Source organism: Chitinophaga sp. (assembly GCF_039596155.1).
In the GTDB taxonomy this organism is placed as follows: domain Bacteria; phylum Bacteroidota; class Bacteroidia; order Chitinophagales; family Chitinophagaceae; genus Chitinophaga.
This window is the reverse complement of the sequence record NZ_JBCNKF010000023.1, coordinates 1-19,408: the sequence shown is the minus strand read 5'-3', so window position 1 is coordinate 19,408 and position 19,408 is coordinate 1. Positions and strand designations below refer to the sequence as shown.

At 42.4% G+C, this 19,408-nt stretch carries 10 protein-coding genes and 1 pseudogene; all 11 read right to left on the bottom strand.

Going from position 1 to position 19,408, the window contains the following annotated elements; all coding sequences use genetic code 11:
• Positions 1 to 23: 23 nt before the first annotated feature.
• Positions 24 to 473, bottom strand: a complete 450-nt coding sequence (locus tag ABDW33_RS21065) for a protein-disulfide reductase DsbD domain-containing protein (protein WP_343692074.1) — start codon at positions 471 to 473, stop codon at positions 24 to 26.
• Positions 474 to 491: 18 nt separating this feature from the next.
• The gene (locus ABDW33_RS21060) at positions 492 to 1,742 is read right to left on the bottom strand and encodes a TlpA disulfide reductase family protein (RefSeq protein WP_343692073.1); all 1,251 of its coding nucleotides are present in this window, start codon (positions 1,740 to 1,742) and stop codon (positions 492 to 494) included.
• 68 nt (positions 1,743 to 1,810) lie between these two features.
• The gene (locus tag ABDW33_RS21055) at positions 1,811 to 3,271 is read right to left on the bottom strand and encodes a RagB/SusD family nutrient uptake outer membrane protein (RefSeq protein ID WP_343692072.1); all 1,461 of its coding nucleotides are present in this window, start codon (positions 3,269 to 3,271) and stop codon (positions 1,811 to 1,813) included.
• 14 nt (positions 3,272 to 3,285) lie between these two features.
• Positions 3,286 to 6,630, bottom strand: a complete 3,345-nt coding sequence (locus ABDW33_RS21050) for a SusC/RagA family TonB-linked outer membrane protein (protein WP_343692071.1) — start codon at positions 6,628 to 6,630, stop codon at positions 3,286 to 3,288.
• A 411-nt stretch (positions 6,631 to 7,041) separates the two neighbouring features.
• On the bottom strand, positions 7,042 to 8,205 hold the full coding sequence (locus ABDW33_RS21045; RefSeq protein WP_343692070.1) for a FecR family protein: 1,164 nt from the start codon (positions 8,203 to 8,205) through the stop codon (positions 7,042 to 7,044).
• A 100-nt stretch (positions 8,206 to 8,305) separates the two neighbouring features.
• Positions 8,306 to 8,884, bottom strand: a complete 579-nt coding sequence (locus ABDW33_RS21040; protein ID WP_343692069.1) for an RNA polymerase sigma-70 factor — start codon at positions 8,882 to 8,884, stop codon at positions 8,306 to 8,308.
• A gap of 387 nt (positions 8,885 to 9,271) precedes the next feature.
• Positions 9,272 to 11,650 carry an ABC transporter permease gene (locus tag ABDW33_RS21035; RefSeq protein ID WP_343692068.1) on the bottom strand — a complete coding sequence of 793 codons (2,379 nt, stop codon included), beginning with the start codon at positions 11,648 to 11,650 and terminating at the stop codon, positions 9,272 to 9,274.
• Positions 11,651 to 11,926: 276 nt separating this feature from the next.
• Positions 11,927 to 13,351, bottom strand: a complete 1,425-nt coding sequence (locus ABDW33_RS21030; protein WP_343692067.1) for a RagB/SusD family nutrient uptake outer membrane protein — start codon at positions 13,349 to 13,351, stop codon at positions 11,927 to 11,929.
• Positions 13,352 to 13,386: 35 nt separating this feature from the next.
• A complete protein-coding gene (locus ABDW33_RS21025; RefSeq protein WP_343692066.1) occupies positions 13,387 to 16,476 on the bottom strand; it encodes a TonB-dependent receptor in 3,090 nt (1,029 codons plus the stop codon).
• A gap of 875 nt (positions 16,477 to 17,351) precedes the next feature.
• Positions 17,352 to 17,729, bottom strand: coding sequence for a hypothetical protein (locus tag ABDW33_RS21020; protein ID WP_343692065.1), 378 nt, complete (start codon positions 17,727 to 17,729; stop codon positions 17,352 to 17,354).
• A gap of 219 nt (positions 17,730 to 17,948) precedes the next feature.
• Positions 17,949 to 19,408: pseudogene (locus tag ABDW33_RS21015) on the bottom strand (hypothetical protein); the annotation flags it as partial.

Genomic DNA, 19,408 nt, shown 5'->3' with positions numbered 1-19,408 from the left:
ACTTTAGTGTGGTGATTTTATAGTTAAGGGACTTCAACGGTAAATTTTACCTCTTCAGGCGGGAGACATTGTTCATCGTTGCAAACCATGAATTTCACCGCACCTTTTACAGTTGCCTTTTTCCCCTTTAATTTTATCTTTTGTTGAAATATTACGGAAGTTTCAAAATAGCCAACTTCCATCATAAACTCGGGTTCCAGCCGAACAGTTGGTGTTGGTTCAATCGTATTACCCATCAGATCATAAGTCCCGGATTTTTCGAATTTAAATTTGGTTGGTTGCGGTCCACCAGGTTTAACATACTGGGAATACAAATGCCAACCTTTATCCAGTGTAGCAGTTATATATACTGAAGCTTCATTTTTACTTGTTTTCTTAGCAGTATAATTCCACCTGACCGGTTCTAATAGCTGGCCAAACCCTTTGAATGTGAAAAGAGTTATTATGACCAGCAGGACAACAGATTTTTTCATTTAAAGCTTATATTTATATTAATTATTAATTGCAGCGTGCTTTTTTGTAATTTCTACCATCGCTTTCAATTTATAATATTCGCGATCTGAAGAACCTGCATAACCAATTCCTTGCATACGAATAACTCCCTGTGGGTCGATGATGAATTTATGAGGCGTTCCTTTTGCTCCTATCGCTTTAAAAAGCTTCATATCAGGATCCCGTAATACGTCCAATGCAAGCCTGGTGTGGTCTACATATGCCTGAACAGATTCCTGGTCTTCTGCAATATCTGTTACATATAGTTGGAAAGGCTGATCTTTATACTCCGCTGCTACACGCTCAAAAGCAGGAAAAGCAGCTATACAGGGTTTGCAGATAGTACTCCAGAAATCAATCACCAGGATCTTTCCCTTATAATCTGATACTTTAAAGTTTTTTCCATTCAACTTATAAATCACAACATCTGGTGCAGACTTCCCATTTGCCTCCCAGTTGGCTTCCAATTCATTGTAATAGTGCTGATAAGCTTCTGTTTGAAGTGCTGTGGCGTATTTTTCTGACTCACCCGGATGTACTTTCTCATAAATAGATTTAAGCGTTGCCAGCAACCTGGGGTTGGATTCTGCATTTCGAACGGCAGCAGATAGCGTATCTATCGCTTTCTGGTCCTGACCTGAAGCTGCCAGTATTATCGCGTACCGGTTAATAAAATTGGGTTTAGAATCCTTGAAATAATTCATATCCCTCATCTTAGGCTCCAATAATGCTTTTTGAATTTTTTCTAAAGCAGACGGAGTGTGCCCATTGTAGCTATCTGACAGGGCGGATATTTCCAGGAGTATCTCGTGTGCGCGTTCAAATTCATCCTTAATTGCACCGCTTTCGAGACCAGGTATAAATTCGTTCGAGATTTCAGTGATCCAATCAAGATGTTTTTTATCATCTGCCCATGGCTCCAGTACATTTGTTAATTCAAAAAGTTGAAGTCCGTTATCAATATTGGTCGTCTTCCTGTATTCTCTGTATTTTTCTATGTTTTCCTGTGACAGCCAGTTTATGGCCAATTCAGCGCGGAACGCGTTATATATCTTTTGATTGGTAGTATTTATGGGTTGTTTTTTAATCAGATCGTTATAAAATTTTTCCTGGTCCTGCACTTTACCAAGTATCTTGAACTCTTCAAATTTGTCCGCGAGAGGATTGGGTTGTTGTGCGTTAGCTGTCAAACTGATCATGAGCGCAATACCCAATCCCCTGAAGACCTTAAACAATGAATTAATTCTCATATTTTGAATTTTAGATTTTATGATATTTAATTTAAAGGCAGCGTGATCAAACGATCCGCTACGAACTATTATTGATTATCTACTAACCCTTTATTCTGGTTTAACATAAGTTCTCCGAACTTCATGGCGTAACGTTGCGGCTTTAATGTATAAGATTGTACGACATTCCCGTCAGCGTCAATGAGCTCATGATTCGGCCGAATATGATCATGGTAAACGGGATCTACTGATAAACGACGCATGTCTGACCACCGCAGGCCTGATAGCGCAAATTCTCTTACCCGCTCATCAAGAATAAAGTGTACCAGTGCCTGTTGGTCAGAGGCAACGGAGGAAGGTATTGTGGCGTCTGCAGCCGGCATTCTTTTAGACCTGAGCGCTTCCAGGTTTGCTTTCGCGTCTGAAAGATTACCATTCCGGGCATTGATCTCCGCCCGCATTAAATACATCTCAGGTAAAGTCGGTCCCTGGTCAAGGAAAAAGTTCGGATAACGACGAACTTGTTTCGGGTAAATGAAAGTGCCGAACATTTCAGTGTCAGAATAAAGCAACAAACGTTTATCAGTTGCGCCGAAAAGAGATGCGACATGAGGTGTATAAACTATTGCGTCGGCAAAATCTAATCCCCACACGGTAGTTGAGATGTTGTAAATAGTTTGACTATTATTAGCTGCAAGTGGCATATTTGACAATGCTCCTAAAAAGTTAACCGGAAACCAGGTGCTGTCGTTATCAGGATCCAGGACCACATTGTAATCATACAACGCCAGGGGAATCGTCGATCCTGATAACTCAGAAAATGCGGCGTCAATATGTGTTTGGGCAGAGGTGAAATCCAGCATATTCATATATACCTTGGTCAGGAAGAATTCAGCAGCCATTTTTGAAAACCTGCGTCTATGCACCAGGGGGCCTACATCTGGTAATGCTTCTGTAAGATCTTTAATAACCGCCGAGTAACATTCGCTAACACTTGAGCGGGTAAAAGATGTGCGGGTAACATCAGATGTGGTTATGATTGGGATGCCCAGATCAGTTGCAGCTGACGAAGGGTTATAGGGTAATGAAAAATCATTTAGAAAGGCTAAGTTGCAAACAGCCCTGCCGACTTTCGCTTCGGCCAATAACTGTTTTTTTTGCTGATCAGTACCTTGCGAGGAGGTCATTACCTCGTTTATTATTTTGTTAAAAAGGTATAATCGCTGAATATAGCCTGTAGCTGCAGTTATCTCCTGCGGCAATTCATTAGACTCATACACCCTGTCTTCATATCTAAAGAGACGTTGCACTCTTAATGGTACTCCGTCTATATAAGTTTTCTGTAAAGCAACATCATCCCCCAGATATACGGGCGCCGATAGTGTAGTTTGCAGGTATATGCCATTTAATATCTGCTCATAATCATTCGTAGTTTGCGCAATCAGTGATCCTTTGGGCTGTATTTCCAAAAAACTTTTTTTGCAGGAACTGCCGAGTAGCATGGCGCAGACAAGCGACGTCATCAAAAAGTATTGTATTGAAGATTTCATGACTGTAAGCTTTTTTAAAGTGTGATATGGGCACCTAATGTTATTGTTCCCTGCCCGGTACGCAGGTTTCTTATTGCCCCCGTACTACCAGCTGTGAGCGTTGGGCCAATGTTTCCGAGAGACTGGAACTCAGGATCGATGCCAAGATCATTTGCTTTCCATAGCATCAGATTGGAAATCTGTGCCCGGAATGAAACAGCCTGTGCGTGAATTCTCTTTAGAAGAACACCCTTGAGATCGTAGGATAAAGTAATATCCCGGATTTTTGCAAACGATGCATTGAAAACATTGGAGTTGGCATAGGTGTAATAATTTGTATTCCTGTTGCCGCTCACTGCACTTGTAGCAGCATAACGGGGAATGTTTGTAGACTTCTCATCACCTGGCGCTTTCCAGCGGTTTGCAAACTCACTGTGCATATAATTAGCGTAAGGCACGCCAGACCAGAAAGTATTAACATCGCGAAACAGGACATTACCACCGTTATAGATAATATTGACTCCTAAGCCAAAGTTTTTGTAACGAAAATAATTAGACAGGCCGCCGCTATAAACCGGCTGCGAAGTACCTTTATAAACTACGTCCTGCGCTGTCGATTCATTGGGCCCTGAGGTAATGGTTCCGTCTGCCTTTTTTATCTGAGGATCGCCTGAATCGTTTAAGCCCGCATAGTTGTAGGCAAATACTGTAAATGCAGGATGTCCTACCAAAAATCTTGTGGAGATCATGCCCGGTCCTGTTGTAATTGGAGTAGGATTGGCTAGTTGCGTGATTTTATTTTTGTTGTACCCCAGATTAAATGAAGTAGACCAGGTGAAAAGGCCCGTACTGATGTTCAGGGAATTGAGGGAAAGATCAATTCCCCTGTTGTCCAGGTCTCCGTAGTTACCAATAACTGAAGGATACCCCGTAAGTGGAGCCGTGCTTAGGGTTCCTATCAGATTATTTGTCTTCTTCAGATAAGCATCCACCGATCCGTGCAATAAGCCGTTCAGTATCTCGAAGTCAAAACCGAAGTTGTAGTTTTTAGTGAGTTCCCAGGATAGTTTTTTATTTGCGGGAGCAGTAACGATCAGGCCTACTCCTGTCGGGTAATTTACATTTGTTTCAGCATGTAATATATCCCAGGACGCAGCAGTACCAGGCGTAGGTGCATTACCTGTGATGCCGTAGGTCAGACGGACATCCAAACGGCTTAACCATGTGACAGGCTGCATAAAGTGTTCGCTGCCCAGTGCCCATTTGCCACCAATACTCCAAACCGGCCTGTTTTGGGCTGAGTTGTCAAAGCCAAATAAGTTACTCCGGTCTACGCGCCAGCTGCTGTTCAGGGTATATTTATGATTATATGTATAGCCCAGATTGGCGTAGTAGGACGATGTTCTTGTTATAACACCTTCTCCTCCTGTTATATTATTAGCTAAAGTCATTGTGCCTCCCTTGACTGTTCCGGTAATTCCAGCACCTAATAATTCATAGTTGACAGGTCTTGCTATCTGCAGCTGATCATCCCATCCTCTATAAATCACAGTCGTCGAAATTGGGGAGTTGCTGGTTGCTTCCTGCCCGGCCATGACGGTAAATTGATGCTTATCCTGCCAATTATTGTCATAAAACAACTGGTTTCTTACAGTCCAGTTTCTCAGCATGTCATCAGTGGCCGTAAGTCGTCCGCCAAATGCCGGAACATTATAAACCGGTGTGCTATTGATCGTTGGCGCCTGCGTGAAGCTCATCACTTCATCCCTCACCTGGTAGCTGTTCTGATCCAACTCAACCCTGTTTTTTGAAGAATTGATAGTATAGCCATAGGTTCCTTCATAGTGCAGTCCTTTTACAATCTTTAGTTTTACTCCGCTCACGATCCTGGTGGATAGTGCCGTTCCTTTAGAATACCCTCTGTTGATTTCCTGCAACGGCGAATAATCCAGATTAATACGGCTTCTTGCCTGGTAATCTTCCCGAAGCTCATCACTATAGTTACCCATATGGTTCACCGTTAGCGGGTTGCCTGCCGGATCGGCGAAAAGCTGATAAGGTACCAAATCCAGGCTTGGCACGGTTATATTGTTGCTACTTGTAATGCGATTCGTTAAATCGGTTATCAGGTAAGCCTGAAGGTTTTTATTGAATTTAAAGTCCTGTCGTAAATTAAGCTTGTACCGGTTGTCTTTCTGACCAGGCGTATTGCTTACTACTCCTATATAATTAGCCGATCCATAGAAAGCGTATGCCTTTCCGCCACCGGAAACAGATATGGTATGATTGGTGGTCGCCGCAGGCTGGTAAAAGTACTTTTTAACCTGGCCAGCATTATCAATACGGGAAAGGCTGTCTAACTCCGCATTAGCCTGATCCTGCGATATAAGGCCTCTGTATGCGTCATATTGATATTGTAAGTGAGGTGTAACAGGTGCTATCAACTGTACAGAACTCCAGGAATTACCACCAACGTATTGAGGGAACAGTTTCTCTGCCGTAGTGATAAACTGGCTACTATTCATTTTCTGAATATAGCTTAGGTCGGGAGTACCCTGAAAATTGTAATATCCATCGTAATCAATTTTCAGATTATCACCGGGGTTCCCTTTTTTAGTTGTAACTACAATTACACCGTTTGCAGCCTTAGCACCCCAGATAGATGCAGCGGTGGCATCTTTGAGTATGGTGATATCCGCAACGTCCTGCATATTGATATTCTGGATGGAATTATCCGGAGCCTGAACACCATCAACAACTACCAGGGGACCTCTTGTTGAATTAATCGAGGTCAGCCCCCTGATTAAAAAAGGGTTGGATCCAGCATCAGGCGCATTATTTACTGTTAAACCGGGTACTAAGCCATCCAGCCGCTGCAAGATATTAGTACTGTTAGACCTGTCATACATCGCATGCAGACTTGGTTTAGAAAAAGCACCAGCACTTCGTTCCTCTGACAATGTCTGATAACCGGTAGAATAGGTAACTTTTACCTCCTGCAGATCATTAACAGCAAACTCAAGCTGAATTATACCCAGATCTGTCGATGCATTCAGTTCCCTGTTAGCATAACCTACGAAAGAGATGATCAACGTGTTATCGGTAGCAACTCCCGTCAGTCGGAACGATCCGTCTGGACCCGATAGCGTAGACCTGGTTGACCCCTTTACCTTGATCGTAGCGCCCTGCAGTGGCTGTTTCAGTACATTCACCACAATGCCCTTCACATCTATGAGCGGCACGGCAGCAGTAGTTGCAGTACTTGTTTGTATTGGATGGATCAGTATGGCTTTATTTTCCCTGTCAATATTATAAGTCAGGTCATAGGGTGTAAGTATTTGATTAAGTGCGACTTCCAGGGGGGTGTTCTTAAAAGCCACATTTACTAATTTATCTTTTTCATCAGTAACTGACCATACTGAGCTATAGCCGGTTTGGGTTCGGATTTCTCTGAACACTTTTACAAGGGAAATATTTTTTTGGTTGAGTGTAATACTTTGCGCTTGAATGGAAGCACTCAGTTGTAGCAATAACAAGAGTAAAAGAATAGCAGATAGCTTTACATTCCTTAAAATATTAAGGGCACAGCGAGGGTGCTGCATAAAATCTGTTGCAGAAATTTTATACATTTACATGCTTTTAAATCGTGAATTATAGAAAACGTTCATTTCCGATTACAGCGGAAATGATTTAAAAGTTTGAAAAGGAGTGTTCCAGCACTCCTTTTCCTTTTACAGAAAAGATCATTTAATTATTTTCATGCTGTTCGTTGGTTTTTGGTAATCGTGATTTTACTTATTAGTAGTATTTTGGTTGAAATAAAAAACTTTAACTGTTCTGCCGTCAATTTTAAAGCGGACCTTTTTCGTCATTTCAAGAATGCTCAGGACATTACTGATATTGCTATAACGCGTGATGGTGGCCAGTACCGGAATTCCTTTTATGCCCTCATCCTGATATTCAACTTTAACATCGTACCACAGGCTGATCTTTTGCATGGCGCTTTCCAGGGATTCGTCAAACATGAAATATCCGTCTTTCCAGGCAATCATTTCTTCAGCGTCCACTTCATGAACGGATAATTTTTCGCTATTAAATAAGGCTTGCTGACCTGGTTTTATCCTCTTTATGCTGTTATTTCTTTCAATCTGGATGGCACCCTCCAACAGGGTAGCGGCGACATGGCCATTCCCTGTGTTAACATTGAAATGCGTACCTAGATCACGTATCACACCCGCTGCAGTTTTAACGGTAAAAGGCGCATCTGTCCGATGTTGTACCTCAAAGTACGCTTCGCCATAAAGGAGCTCCACATCGCGGCTCCTATGTCCTGGTTTTTCTGGGAAACGGATGGCGCTTGCTGTGTTCAGCCAGATTTTAGTACCGTCACCCAGGTTTAACTGGTAAACACCTCCTTTCGGTGTCCTGAGGGTATCGTAGATTATTTGCTCATTATCAGTGATCGCCTCCTTATTATAAGTAAGCGATCCATTGGCATTTTCCTGAATCACAACGTCTGTATTCGGAATAGTAATTTTTTGTGAGCCGGTGCCAAGTATTATTTTTTTGCCATTCCCCATGGTGAGTTCAGCCTTATTTTCACCTGGTCTGATATCAGCGAGTGCAATCTTATCATTATCAGCAGATAACTGCTTATGGGAGTGCAGTAAAAAATATGCACCAATAGACACGCCAATCAGTACGGATGCGGCGATTGAGATGTATTTAAGTGGGAAACGGCTCTTTCTGGTCAGAATAGCATCCAGTATTTGCTCTGCCTCTTCTTCCGGAAGTTCCTGGCTGGACTCAAACTCAGTCCAGGTATTGGCCAGGAGTTCGTCTTTTTGTTCATCGCTAAGTTGCCTGAAGAGGCTGAACAATTCTGCTTCTTCCTGTGAGTCACACTGGCGGTGGATATATTTTGACAGTAAAAATCTTATTCTATCTTCAGACATTTCTTTAAACTTAGTTAGCACAGGTTTCCCATGCGTATATCTGTAAGACGCTCAAAAGATCAAAACGTGCAAAAAGATGCGGGATTTTTTTTTCTGACTTTTAAAATCGGGTAATTATGATGACCAGGGTAAGAAAGAGGTTGGATTTTAATGCATTCAGCGCATTTCTAAAGTGGCTTCTTATGGTTGGAACAGAAAGACTCAGTTTCTTAGCAATCTCCGCGTATTCAATCCCTTGAAGATGTTTAAGTTCATAAACCAGGCGTTGTTGTTTGGGTAATTTTTTTAAAGCGTTTTCGTATTTTGCTTTAATTTCTGCAGCTTTGATATCCTCGAAAGGATCATGAGAAGTAGTTTCTTTGGAGATCACACTTAGATGTGAGAGTACCGTAGACTCGCGCGAAGCCCGCTTCAGATGATCAAGCGCGGCATTCCTTGCCATACGATAAATTAAGGCATTAAAGTTTTCAATTTCGCCTGCGCGGCGCCGCATTTTCCATATATTTAAAAAAACGTCCTGGACAATGTCTTTTGAAATTTCTTTTGAGGAGGTAATCCCCAGAATGAACCCATAAAGCTTATTTTTATAGCTGTGAAAAAGTATGGCGAATGCCTGCTCATTGTCAAGTGTAAGCTCATTAAGTAATTCCCGCTCCCTTTCACATGTTAGCTTTTGCATCCTAATAGTATAAAGTATCCCGATATATTATTATAATTAATCACATTCTAAATATATATACTAAACGGCAGTTATGAAGCCACAGTAAGTTTATACATTTCGTTAAGCGCAAAAAAATGTACGTAATTTATGAAAGAAGTCTAAATATTCAAAATAACTTCTTGATTTTTTACAGGATCTGTCCTATAATACGACCAATAGGTAATCTCAAACTTCCTGGGGAAAGAGGGAAACCTGATACTCAAATCAGGGTAGCAATGAAGATGGAGTTGTATTCTCCTCCTATAATATTTATATAAATAATTTAGATCTCTCGACTGGTCCACGTTGTCTTGCATCCGGATGTTGGTGAATTCAGACGTATGGTTACTATAAATTCATAGAAAGCTATTCTTTTTTCAGGCTATCCACGGGGTTCAATAATGCTGCTTTAATAGCCTGGTAGCTTACTGTTAATATTGCAATTGTCACTGATAATAAGCATGCAAGCGAGAATACCCACCACTGAATACTAACGCGATATTCATAGTTTTGCAGCCATTTATACATGCTCCAATACGCTAATGGTGCTGCAATTAAAAATGATATAATGACCAACTTTACAAAATCTTTGGACAGTAGTGTCGTAATGCTGGTGACAGATGCGCCCAGCACTTTTCGCACACCAATCTCCTTTATCCTGTTTTCTGCCATATATGTAGCAAGGCCAAATAAGCCGAGGCAGGAGATAAAAATAGTCAGTCCTGCAAATAAAGCGGCTAAAGTCCCCTGGCGTCGTTCATTATCAAATTTCTCCGCATAAGCTTCATCTACGAACTTATACTCAAAAGGATAGTCCGGGTTGTACCTGGCGAAAATAGCTGCTGCCTTTTTCAGGTTTTGTGTTGTAGCGTTATTCCCATTTAGTTTTATCTGCATCACCTTGAAAGTCATGAAACGGCTCTTCGCACCACATATCAATATGGGTCTGGTGGGCTCATAAGGGCTTGTAAGAATAAAATCTTTAATCACCCCTACAATATGCCAGTCAATGCCAAGATCGCTTACCACTTTACCAAGCGGGTCTTTGAACTTCATTACTTTCAACGATGATTCATTGATGATTAACCCGGTTGAATCGGTGGGGAATTTCTCCAGATCGAAGTCACGGCCCTTTATAAATTGCAGGCCTGCAGTAACCCCCAATCCTTCATCAGATAAGTACCGATCGAAAGATGTTTTATCATTGGGATCTTTACCTTCCCAGTTCTGTCCCCATCCATTGCTCCACCTTTCAGTAAGTGGCGAATTTGTTTTTGTAACCGAGGTTGCAATACCAGATTGAATCAATTCATTTTTTATTAATGTATAGTTCTTAGGTATATCTCCCGTCATGAAATGATAAATAAGGTTGTCTCTGTTATACCCTGTTGTCCGGTCTGTGGCATAATCTATCTGTTGTTTTACAATGATCGTACAAATGATAAGCATAGTCGCACAGGTGAACTGCAATACAACCAACGCTTTTCTTGGGGTTACCAATGCATTTGCTTTTTTAAAAGTACCTTTTAACACCTTAACGGGCTGGAAAGAAGAAAGAAAGAAGGCAGGATAACTGCCGGCCAGTAAACCGGTGAACAGGACAAACCCGGGAAATATAACCCATGTATATACATTACCAAAGTCTATGAATAGTTTTTTCTCTACAAGCTCGTTGTAACCGGGCAAACTTATCTGAACAATAATGATAGCTATAATACCGGCCAGGAAAGCGATAAGAACAGATTCTGCGATAAACTGGCTGATGAGAGCGGATTTCCCTGCACCCACTACTTTTCGTATTCCTACTTCCTTCGCCCGCTTTTCACTTCTTGCGGTACTCAGGTTCATAAAATTGATGCATGCAATCAATAGTATTAACCCGGCGATGATGCCAAATATACTGACGAATGTATTCCGCCCGCCGTTGTCTTCCACGCCATTAGTGAAGCTTGAGTACAGGCGCCAGCGGGAAAGGGGATAAATAAACATTTCCCATTTCATCATTTTAGCTTCGCTACTGTAATGCTGTTTTAATTCTTTTATTTTAGGGGCGAAAGCAGCATAGTTTACATTCGGCTTCAGCATTACATAAGTAGGGGTGCTGTTGTCGTTCCAGCCTAAATCCTGTCCCTCCCCGTATTTTAAAGATGACCAGGGTAGCAGGTATTCAAAATTGAATCTTGTATTGCCAGGCAAATCTTTTAGCACACCGGTAACAGTGAAATTATCCCTATTCTCAATTTTAATAATTTTGCCCATCGCCTCTTCGTTGCCGAATAGACTTTTAGCCATTTTTTCAGTAAGCACGATCGAATGCACGTCATTCAGTGCAGTAGCAGGATTGCCTTTTAGCATCGGGAAGCTGAATATCTGGAGAAAGCCGGTATCAACCGTAGCTCCCGATTTCATTACTTTTTTATCATTAACTGAAAAAAGAAAATTGCTGTTCAATTTTACCCTGGCTGCCCGCTCCACTTCAGGAAAATCCTTTTCCAGGATGGGACCCGTCAGGGAGGATACGGAATTCCAACAAGTGACCTTACCTTCAATTGGCACGCGATTCCAGACCTCATATATCCTGTCTTTATGCGCATGAAACTCATCATAGCTCGCTTCGTTCTGTATCCACAGCATAATGAGTATTGCCGCCGCCATACCTATTGCAAGGCCTATAATGTTAATTGCAGAAAAACCTTTATTATGTAGAAAATTCCGGTAAACCAGTTTGAAGATATTTCTAATCATGATCTATCAATTCATTCGTTGAGATGTAATGGCAGGATATGGGGTAACGCTATGCCAAGACAATGCCGGATTATTATGCGGCTGATTTACAGTTGATTATAGAGGTGCTTGCGAAGCCGCTGTGTTCGTTTTCAATTAAAAAACGTCCGATTCTGAACACTATTATTTTTTTAGTCAGATCGGTGACGGTCTGGCCAGCTTCAGATCGGGGAGAGGCGGGGGGCGGATTGTAAAAAGAAGAAACGCCTGTGCCAGGGGACACAGGCGTTTAGATAATTAGTAAGATGGGTTCTGCTGATCAGCCAGATTTGAGTTTGCTTTTATTTCTGTATAAGGGATAGGTCCAATCCTTCTGAAGTCACTGTATGCTACAGAAAGATAGTTGCTGGCAACCGATAGCCCGCCCTGGTTAACTCTTCTTACAACTGTTAGCCCCAACCTGTTCAGATCAAAAATTCTATTCCCTTCAAAAGCCAGCTCTTTACGCCTTTCATTGATGATGGCATCAATCAGGGACTGCCCGCTCAAAGCATATGCAGTCAAGCTGTTATCCCTGTTCTGCGCGAGCGTATTTAAATAACCTAATGCGACATCTGTTTGTGCTAACCTGGCTGCCGATTCAGCTGCAATCAGGTAAACCTCCGCTAAACGGATCACTTTGATATTGTCCCTGTCCGAATTTCCGCCATTGGGATATTTGTTTACGACAATTGCACTCTTGCCAACCTTGGTAGTGCCTTCCAGCAGTAATGTGCGTCTTTTATCCGTTTCAGCGTAGGAACGATAAAAGGTGGAATCACAATAAATATCATTATAACCATTATTATATAAGCGTGCGAGATCGTTGGAGGAATTATTATTTGTCGCATCTGCATCTACTTCAAATAACACTTCCACTTTATCCGTTTTTGCTGCTGCATTAGCCCAGAATGATGTATAATCCGCCGTTGATGATGTCAGCGTAAAACCAGAATTGTCAATCACATCCTGCGCAGCCGCCAGTGCGTTGCTATACTGCCTGGCATAAAAATATGTTTTGGCCAGCAATGCTTTCACTGCGTATTTACTGATAGTAATAGAGCTGGTATAGTCTCCGATATTAGCAAGTGAGGCTTGTAGATCACTTTCTATTTGAGTATACACCGTACCGATAGTACTTCTTTTGGGTTTATTGGCAGGATTGTCTTCCAATACAATTGGTACGCCTAAGCCGGTAGTGTCATCACAGTTGCGCGCATAAATATTCACCAGGTTAAAATACACCAAAGCCCTGATTGCATAAGCCTGCGATTTGAGTGCTGCAATTGCAGATTGATCTCCTGACGGGGATGCGTTGATGATGTTATTAGCGCGTAAGATGGCGGTATAGGAATTATTCCAGATAGTTGAAAAATAACTATCATCACTAATAAATGTATACTGGTAAATAGTTAGAAATCTACCAGTGTTACCTGTTTGTACAAAGGAATTATCCGCCAGCAAATCTCCTATAACCGGTATGTCAGCTCCATAGACGCCAAGACTTCTCAATGCCGCATAAGCACCATTTAATGCGCTCTGCATTGAACTTTTATCTACAATAGCCTCAGACGTAGAAACAGCATCTTCCGGCAGTTTTTCAATGAAGTCCTTTGAGCAGGATGCGAAAATGGATGATGCCGTTATTAGCAGGATTAGAAACCTATATGTATGTATTTTCATTATAATTCTGAATTGTCAATAGTTAATAAATGCTATTAGAACCCTATTTTCAAACCACCTAACAAGGTCTTAACTGCCGGAGCATTTAAATTGGCCACATTCTTAATACCCTGTTCCGGATCAAATGGCAGGTATTTGTCTGTTCCGAATGTCCAGAAATTTGTTGCACTGACATAAATTGATGCGTTGGCAATTTTGAACCTGTTTAATAGTGAAGCTGGCACTATATAGGTAAATTGTACGGTTCTTAACCTGATATAGTTCCCTTTATACAAATACCTCGTAGAATATGCATAGGAAGAGGTAGAATTTGTTGTTGACAATTTGGGTATATTGGTATTGGTGTTTTCCGGGGTCCATGCACGCAGTTGCGTATTGGACTGGCCTTCTGAACCGTAATATGCGCCATCGCTGTTATAGTAGGAGGCATAATTATCAGCTAAGTAGTTCCCAAAATTATATGAGAATGTACCAGAAAGGGAGAACTGCTTATAGGTAAATGTATTTGTAAATCCGCCAAACCATTTGGGAGATGCTGATTTTCCGGTGAAGTCTTTGCTGACTTTTGATATTGTGCTGGTTGTCGCTGTATCGGCTCCATTTGTATACCACAGCGGATTTCCATTTGTCTTGTCAACACCTGCCCAGTTTCTCAGGTAATATTCCTGGACGTCATGTCCTTCTGCTATCATGAAACTACCATTGCTGATAGGGTTGCCTTCATACAGTTTATTTACCCTGTTGCGGTTGTGCGCAATGTTAAAGGATACATTCCAGGAAAAATCTTTTGTCTTTACCGGTGTTCCGGAGATGGAGAACTCAATGCCGCGGTTTGTCATTGCACCTACGTTCATTAATTCTCCTCCACTATAACCGGTGGTGTAAGATAATGGAACTGTTACCAGCAAATTAGCTGTTTTACGGTTATATAGATCAATGGTACCGGACAACCTGTTGTTGAAGAACGCCCAGTCCACACCGATGTCTGCATTCTTATTTTTCTCCCAGGTAAGGTCGTCATTTTTCACATTGGTAGGGGCACTACCTACGTCCCCTCCGTAATTATAGCCATATCCATATGTACCGATGGATTGGTAGTTACCAAAGCCGAGTGAGTTACCATTTTCGCCATAGGAGGCCCTTAACTTAAGCAGGTTAATCCAGTTGATCTGCTTGACAAAGTTTTCTTCGCTGATATTCCACGATGCACCGATAGAAAAGAAATTACCCCATCGATGGTTTGAACCGAATACAGAAGAACCATCTAAACGATAACTACCGGAAAGTACGTATTTGTTCCTGAAACTGAATGTAGCACTGGACAGGTACGAACTGGTGGCGTTGTATGCAGTGCCGTTTTCAAAAGATAGTGGATTGGATGCGTTGACTGCATTGGTAAGTTTCAGATTCAAAGGCATACCTGACGCACTTGCATTATCATAGCTATTATTGAATTTATAAGATTCCTGACCTGCGGTTACGTCGATAGTAAAATCTTTATTGTCGTCCAGGTTAGCATGATAGTTTAACAGGTTTGTAAATGTCCAGTCAAATATGTTGGTATTGTAGATCTTAACTAAACCTGGATTTTCTGTAGCATAACCATCTCCGTAGAAAGGATTGTAATATTTATATTCATGTATATATAGATATTCAGCACTGAACCTGCTGGTAAATTTGAGATTCGGCAAAATTTTATATTCACCTGAAACCGCTCCCCTGAAGTTCACGTTACGAGTAACGTTTTTATCCCAGGCAGCTATGATTAGCGGGTTATAATTATCGCCGGCAACAAGCGGAAAGTTGCCATTTCCTCCACCATAGTCGTTTGCAGACCCGTAATTTAAAGACCCGTCTGCGTTTCTTGGAGAATACCAGGGCAGGGCAAAGTAGATTACACCAGCCGGGTTCGAGAAATATCCGCTATTGGAGGGCGTTCTCTGGTCAGCATACGCACCATTAATGTTGGTACTGAACGAGAGCCGGTCATTTACCTTTGAATTTAATGATAATGCACCGTTGTAGCGTTTGAAGTGGGAGGCAATAGTAGCTCCTTCCTGGTTAAAATACCCGCTGGAAGTATAATATTGTGTTTTGTCGTTACCACCTGATAAACTAAGGTTGTATTGGCTTTGCAATCCGGTTTGGAAAACAATATCACGCCAGTTGGTATTTACGGTCGTGTCGACACCATAATCTTCTACCATAACCTTTTTAGCCTCATCTGTGCCGGAAGCCTCGCCACCGTTAATGATTGCCTGTGTGAATGCCCGCGCATATTCCGAAGTGGTCATAGGCCTGTTATTCTCATTCCAGAATGCATTAGAATTACCTCCCCATGTTCCACTGAAATTAATCTGGCTTTTCCCGGCTTTTCCTTTTTTAGTCGTGACAAGTATAACACCATTTGCAGCCCTTGACCCATAGAGGGTGGTCGCACTTGCATCTTTCAGCACTGTGATGCTTTCAATGTCGTCCGGGTTGAGTGTGCTTAACGCATTGGCTGTCGTAGTTTGACTGGTAAGATCTCCGGAGTTAGCGATCGCACCATCAATTACCCATAAGGGACTGGAACTGGCATTGATAGAACCGATACCACGTAAACGTACATCGGTATTTGAGCCCGGTGCACCTGATGAAGAGGTAATCTGCAAGCCGGCAACCGTTCCTTGCAGTGTCTTGTCAGGAGAAGTAAATGGCTTGTCTGCCAGTTCGGTACCATTAACCGTAGATACAGCGCCTGTTACCAGTTTTTTCTGTGATGTACCATATGCAACTACAATCACTTCTCCAAGATTGCCGGTAGTTGTCTTCAGGCGAATCTGTGCATTAGCTGCTAATTTTTGGGTAGTAGTTTCAAACCCCAGTGACTTAACTATTACCTCATCCGATGAATTATTAGCAGGGATTTCTAAGCTGAATTTTCCATCCGCGCCTACCACTGCAAATGATTTTGTTCCCTTCAGTTGGACCGTTGCCCCTGGAATTGGTTGGCCGTTCGTGTCCGTCACAGTTCCTGTAATCGAGTGTCTTTGCTGTGCCACCATAAAGTTAGGGGAAAGCAGTCCCCCCAACATAAAGGCAATAGCAAGTACCCTGGCAAAATTCTTTGTTTTGCTCATCATTAATCCTTTTAGATTTTATGTTGATAGATAAAAGCTTGCACCGCATTGTGCGATGCAATACAACAATGTTGTTAGTTAATAAAAGATGTTAGTATGTTTCGGTTTTGGTATTTTCGGGCTGGCACGAGTGTCCTTGGCGGCAGTACTAACGCCTCCATTCATGTTTACTGTTTTTTTGTTTTTGTTTGGATTTAAATGAGCAATAGCCAACTGCCAGGCAAATAAAATTGCCTATGATTGCACATTGAAAGATTTTAATTAATTGTTTAAATCGCCTGTTTTTTAGATTTTGATTTATGTAATAGAAGAGAACACAATACCGTAATATGGTGGTTGGCATTTGTTGAGGGCATTCTCCTTCTTGTTAGTATTTATCGTTCACTTTAAGTTCAAGTTGTTGTATTTAGTATTGCTCTGCTGCGAAGGTAGGATACTTAAATTAGTCTACCAAGATCGTAGAATATGATTTCTTTGGTTATACCTTTAAAGGGTAATGATCTGGCAATATTTACCGATGATTTCGAAAAATATCAAGATGAATTTTTCAGGGTATCTTTGGAGGTTGTGTACTAAATATAACCTATCAACGAATCGTTTATCAGGCCCTTACAATAAACTATTTTTTACTGTGGGTAAGCATGATAGAACCAATCCTGAACCAACAGCAATTCCTGTTAAACTGATTGCTAAAGGTGCTTCTACATAAGACGCATTCTTTTTCTAAAACGATGCAAACTGGCGTTTCAGCTTCTATGAAACACGCGATCAGGAAAGATGGAGAGTTATTTTTGTTAAACTTATGTATTAAAATAGTAAGATCACCACTCTACCCGCTGGCAGAACAGTAAACGACATAACTATAATCTTTGATTTCATTAATAACTCATGTACACTGTGGTTGCTACGTAATGCTGGTGTGTATTAGTAGCTGTAATGGTATATGTACCTGAAGCGACTGTAGTCGTACCTGATTTTACAGTAAGGTTAAAAACCTGTCCTTCGTCACCGGCTGTACCGAACTGGAAAACGCCCTTGTCTGAAATGACCTGGAATGATTGTAAAACGCCTGTTTCGCCGGTGTTGACGTTCTGGATAGTAGCTTCAAGACCGGCGTAAGATTGACTGGGTGAGTAAACGAATAACTGGAAGGTCAGAACCGCTGCCGGAGATTTTACGTTTTTTTGAGAAGTAGGAGTGGTGGTGTGTGCGAACAGGCTACAAAGTAAAATCGTGAGTTGAAGGACGTTTAACATAAGTGGATATTTAGGGTGAAGGGATAAAGCTAGGGAGAAGGACTGTATTGGTATAGCAGTGGGTACATCAATAACGATAACAGTTCACCATTTATTATGGTTGTATCGAAATTAGAGGCCGGATATATATCCGGCCTCTAATTCTTAAATTTCTATATCGACAATATAAATATCCATGTGAGATAAAAGGCATCTTTATCCCTGTGAGCGGATGCACAGTTAAAATAACTTGATAATGGACAACCTTGTTGTTCCATCACTAGTGATGGGTAACTGTGCTGTAGAAGTACTCGATGTAATAGCTTGTATCCTATCGCCTGAAGTTAAAGAAACCACTGTTGTGACCTCGCCTGTAGCAGTAGCAGATGCATGGTATGACCCTGAATAATCTGTTGCAACTCCCCATGCTATAATAGTTCCTTTTGTCGTGTTAAGGATGCCCGGCCGGGCGGTACCAGAACCAGAATACTTGATTGCCAGGTTGACGGTGATTAGATACACGCCACTTTCAGATACTGTATATTGACTTCCATCAAACATTCCTGTAGCAGGAAAACTATAGTCATTGAATGTTAAACTACCATATGATGTGGTGGAAGCGGCAACCAGGCTTTGAGACTGGGTGTTAGCGGCAATTATGCCAATTTTACCTCCACCGGGTGTAGACCATGTACCATCACCTCTGAGGTAAGTAGAACTGCTGGCGGTTCCTGAGGTAGTATATATTTTAGCGACCGTAACGTTTGCATCTTTGATCTTGGCCGTGGTGATGGCATTGTTGGCGATAGTAATGGTTCCGGAAGCATTCAGGGTGGCGTCTCCGTTTACTGTTACAGGTGGCGCCGGGGAATAGGGGGAGGAGGAATTGGTAAGAAAAATCTGGCCACCGGTGGTCCCGTTGGCAAAGCCTGTACCTGTATCTCCTTTATCACCTTTATCGCCCTGTGGGCCGGTAGCTCCTTGTGGACCAGTGGGACCCTGAGGACCGGTCGCTCCCTGTGGGCCAGTGGCACCTGTATCTCCTTTATCCCCTTTATCCCCTTTGTCTCCTTGCGGGCCTGTTGCACCCTGCGGCCCCGTTGCTCCCTGAGGACCAGTGGCACCAGTATCTCCTTTATCCCCTTTGTCTCCTTGTGGCCCCGTTGCCCCCTGAGGGCCGACTGGTCCTTGCGGACCGGTTGCTCCTGCATCACCCTTATCTCCTTTTACACCTTGAATACCCTGTGGACCAGTGGCTCCTATATCTCCTTTGTCGCCTTTTATACCCTGAATACCTTGCAGTCCAGTGGCACCAGTATCTCCCTTATCCCCTTTGTCTCCTTGTGGCCCTGTTGCCCCCTGAGGGCCGACTGGTCCTTGCGGACCGGTTGCTCCTGCATCACCCTTATCTCCTTTTACACCTTGAATACCTTGCGGACCAGTGGCACCAGTATCTCCCTTATCCCCTTTGTCTCCTTGTGGCCCTGTTGCCCCCTGAGGGCCGACTGGTCCTTGCGGACCGGTTGCTCCTGCATCACCCTTATCTCCTTTTACACCCTGAATACCTTGCGGGCCAGTGGCACCAGTATCTCCTTTATCCCCTTTGTCTCCTTGTGGCCCCGTTGCCCCCTGAGGGCCGACTGGTCCTTGCGGACCGGTTGCTCCTGCATCACCCTTATCTCCTTTTACACCTTGAATAC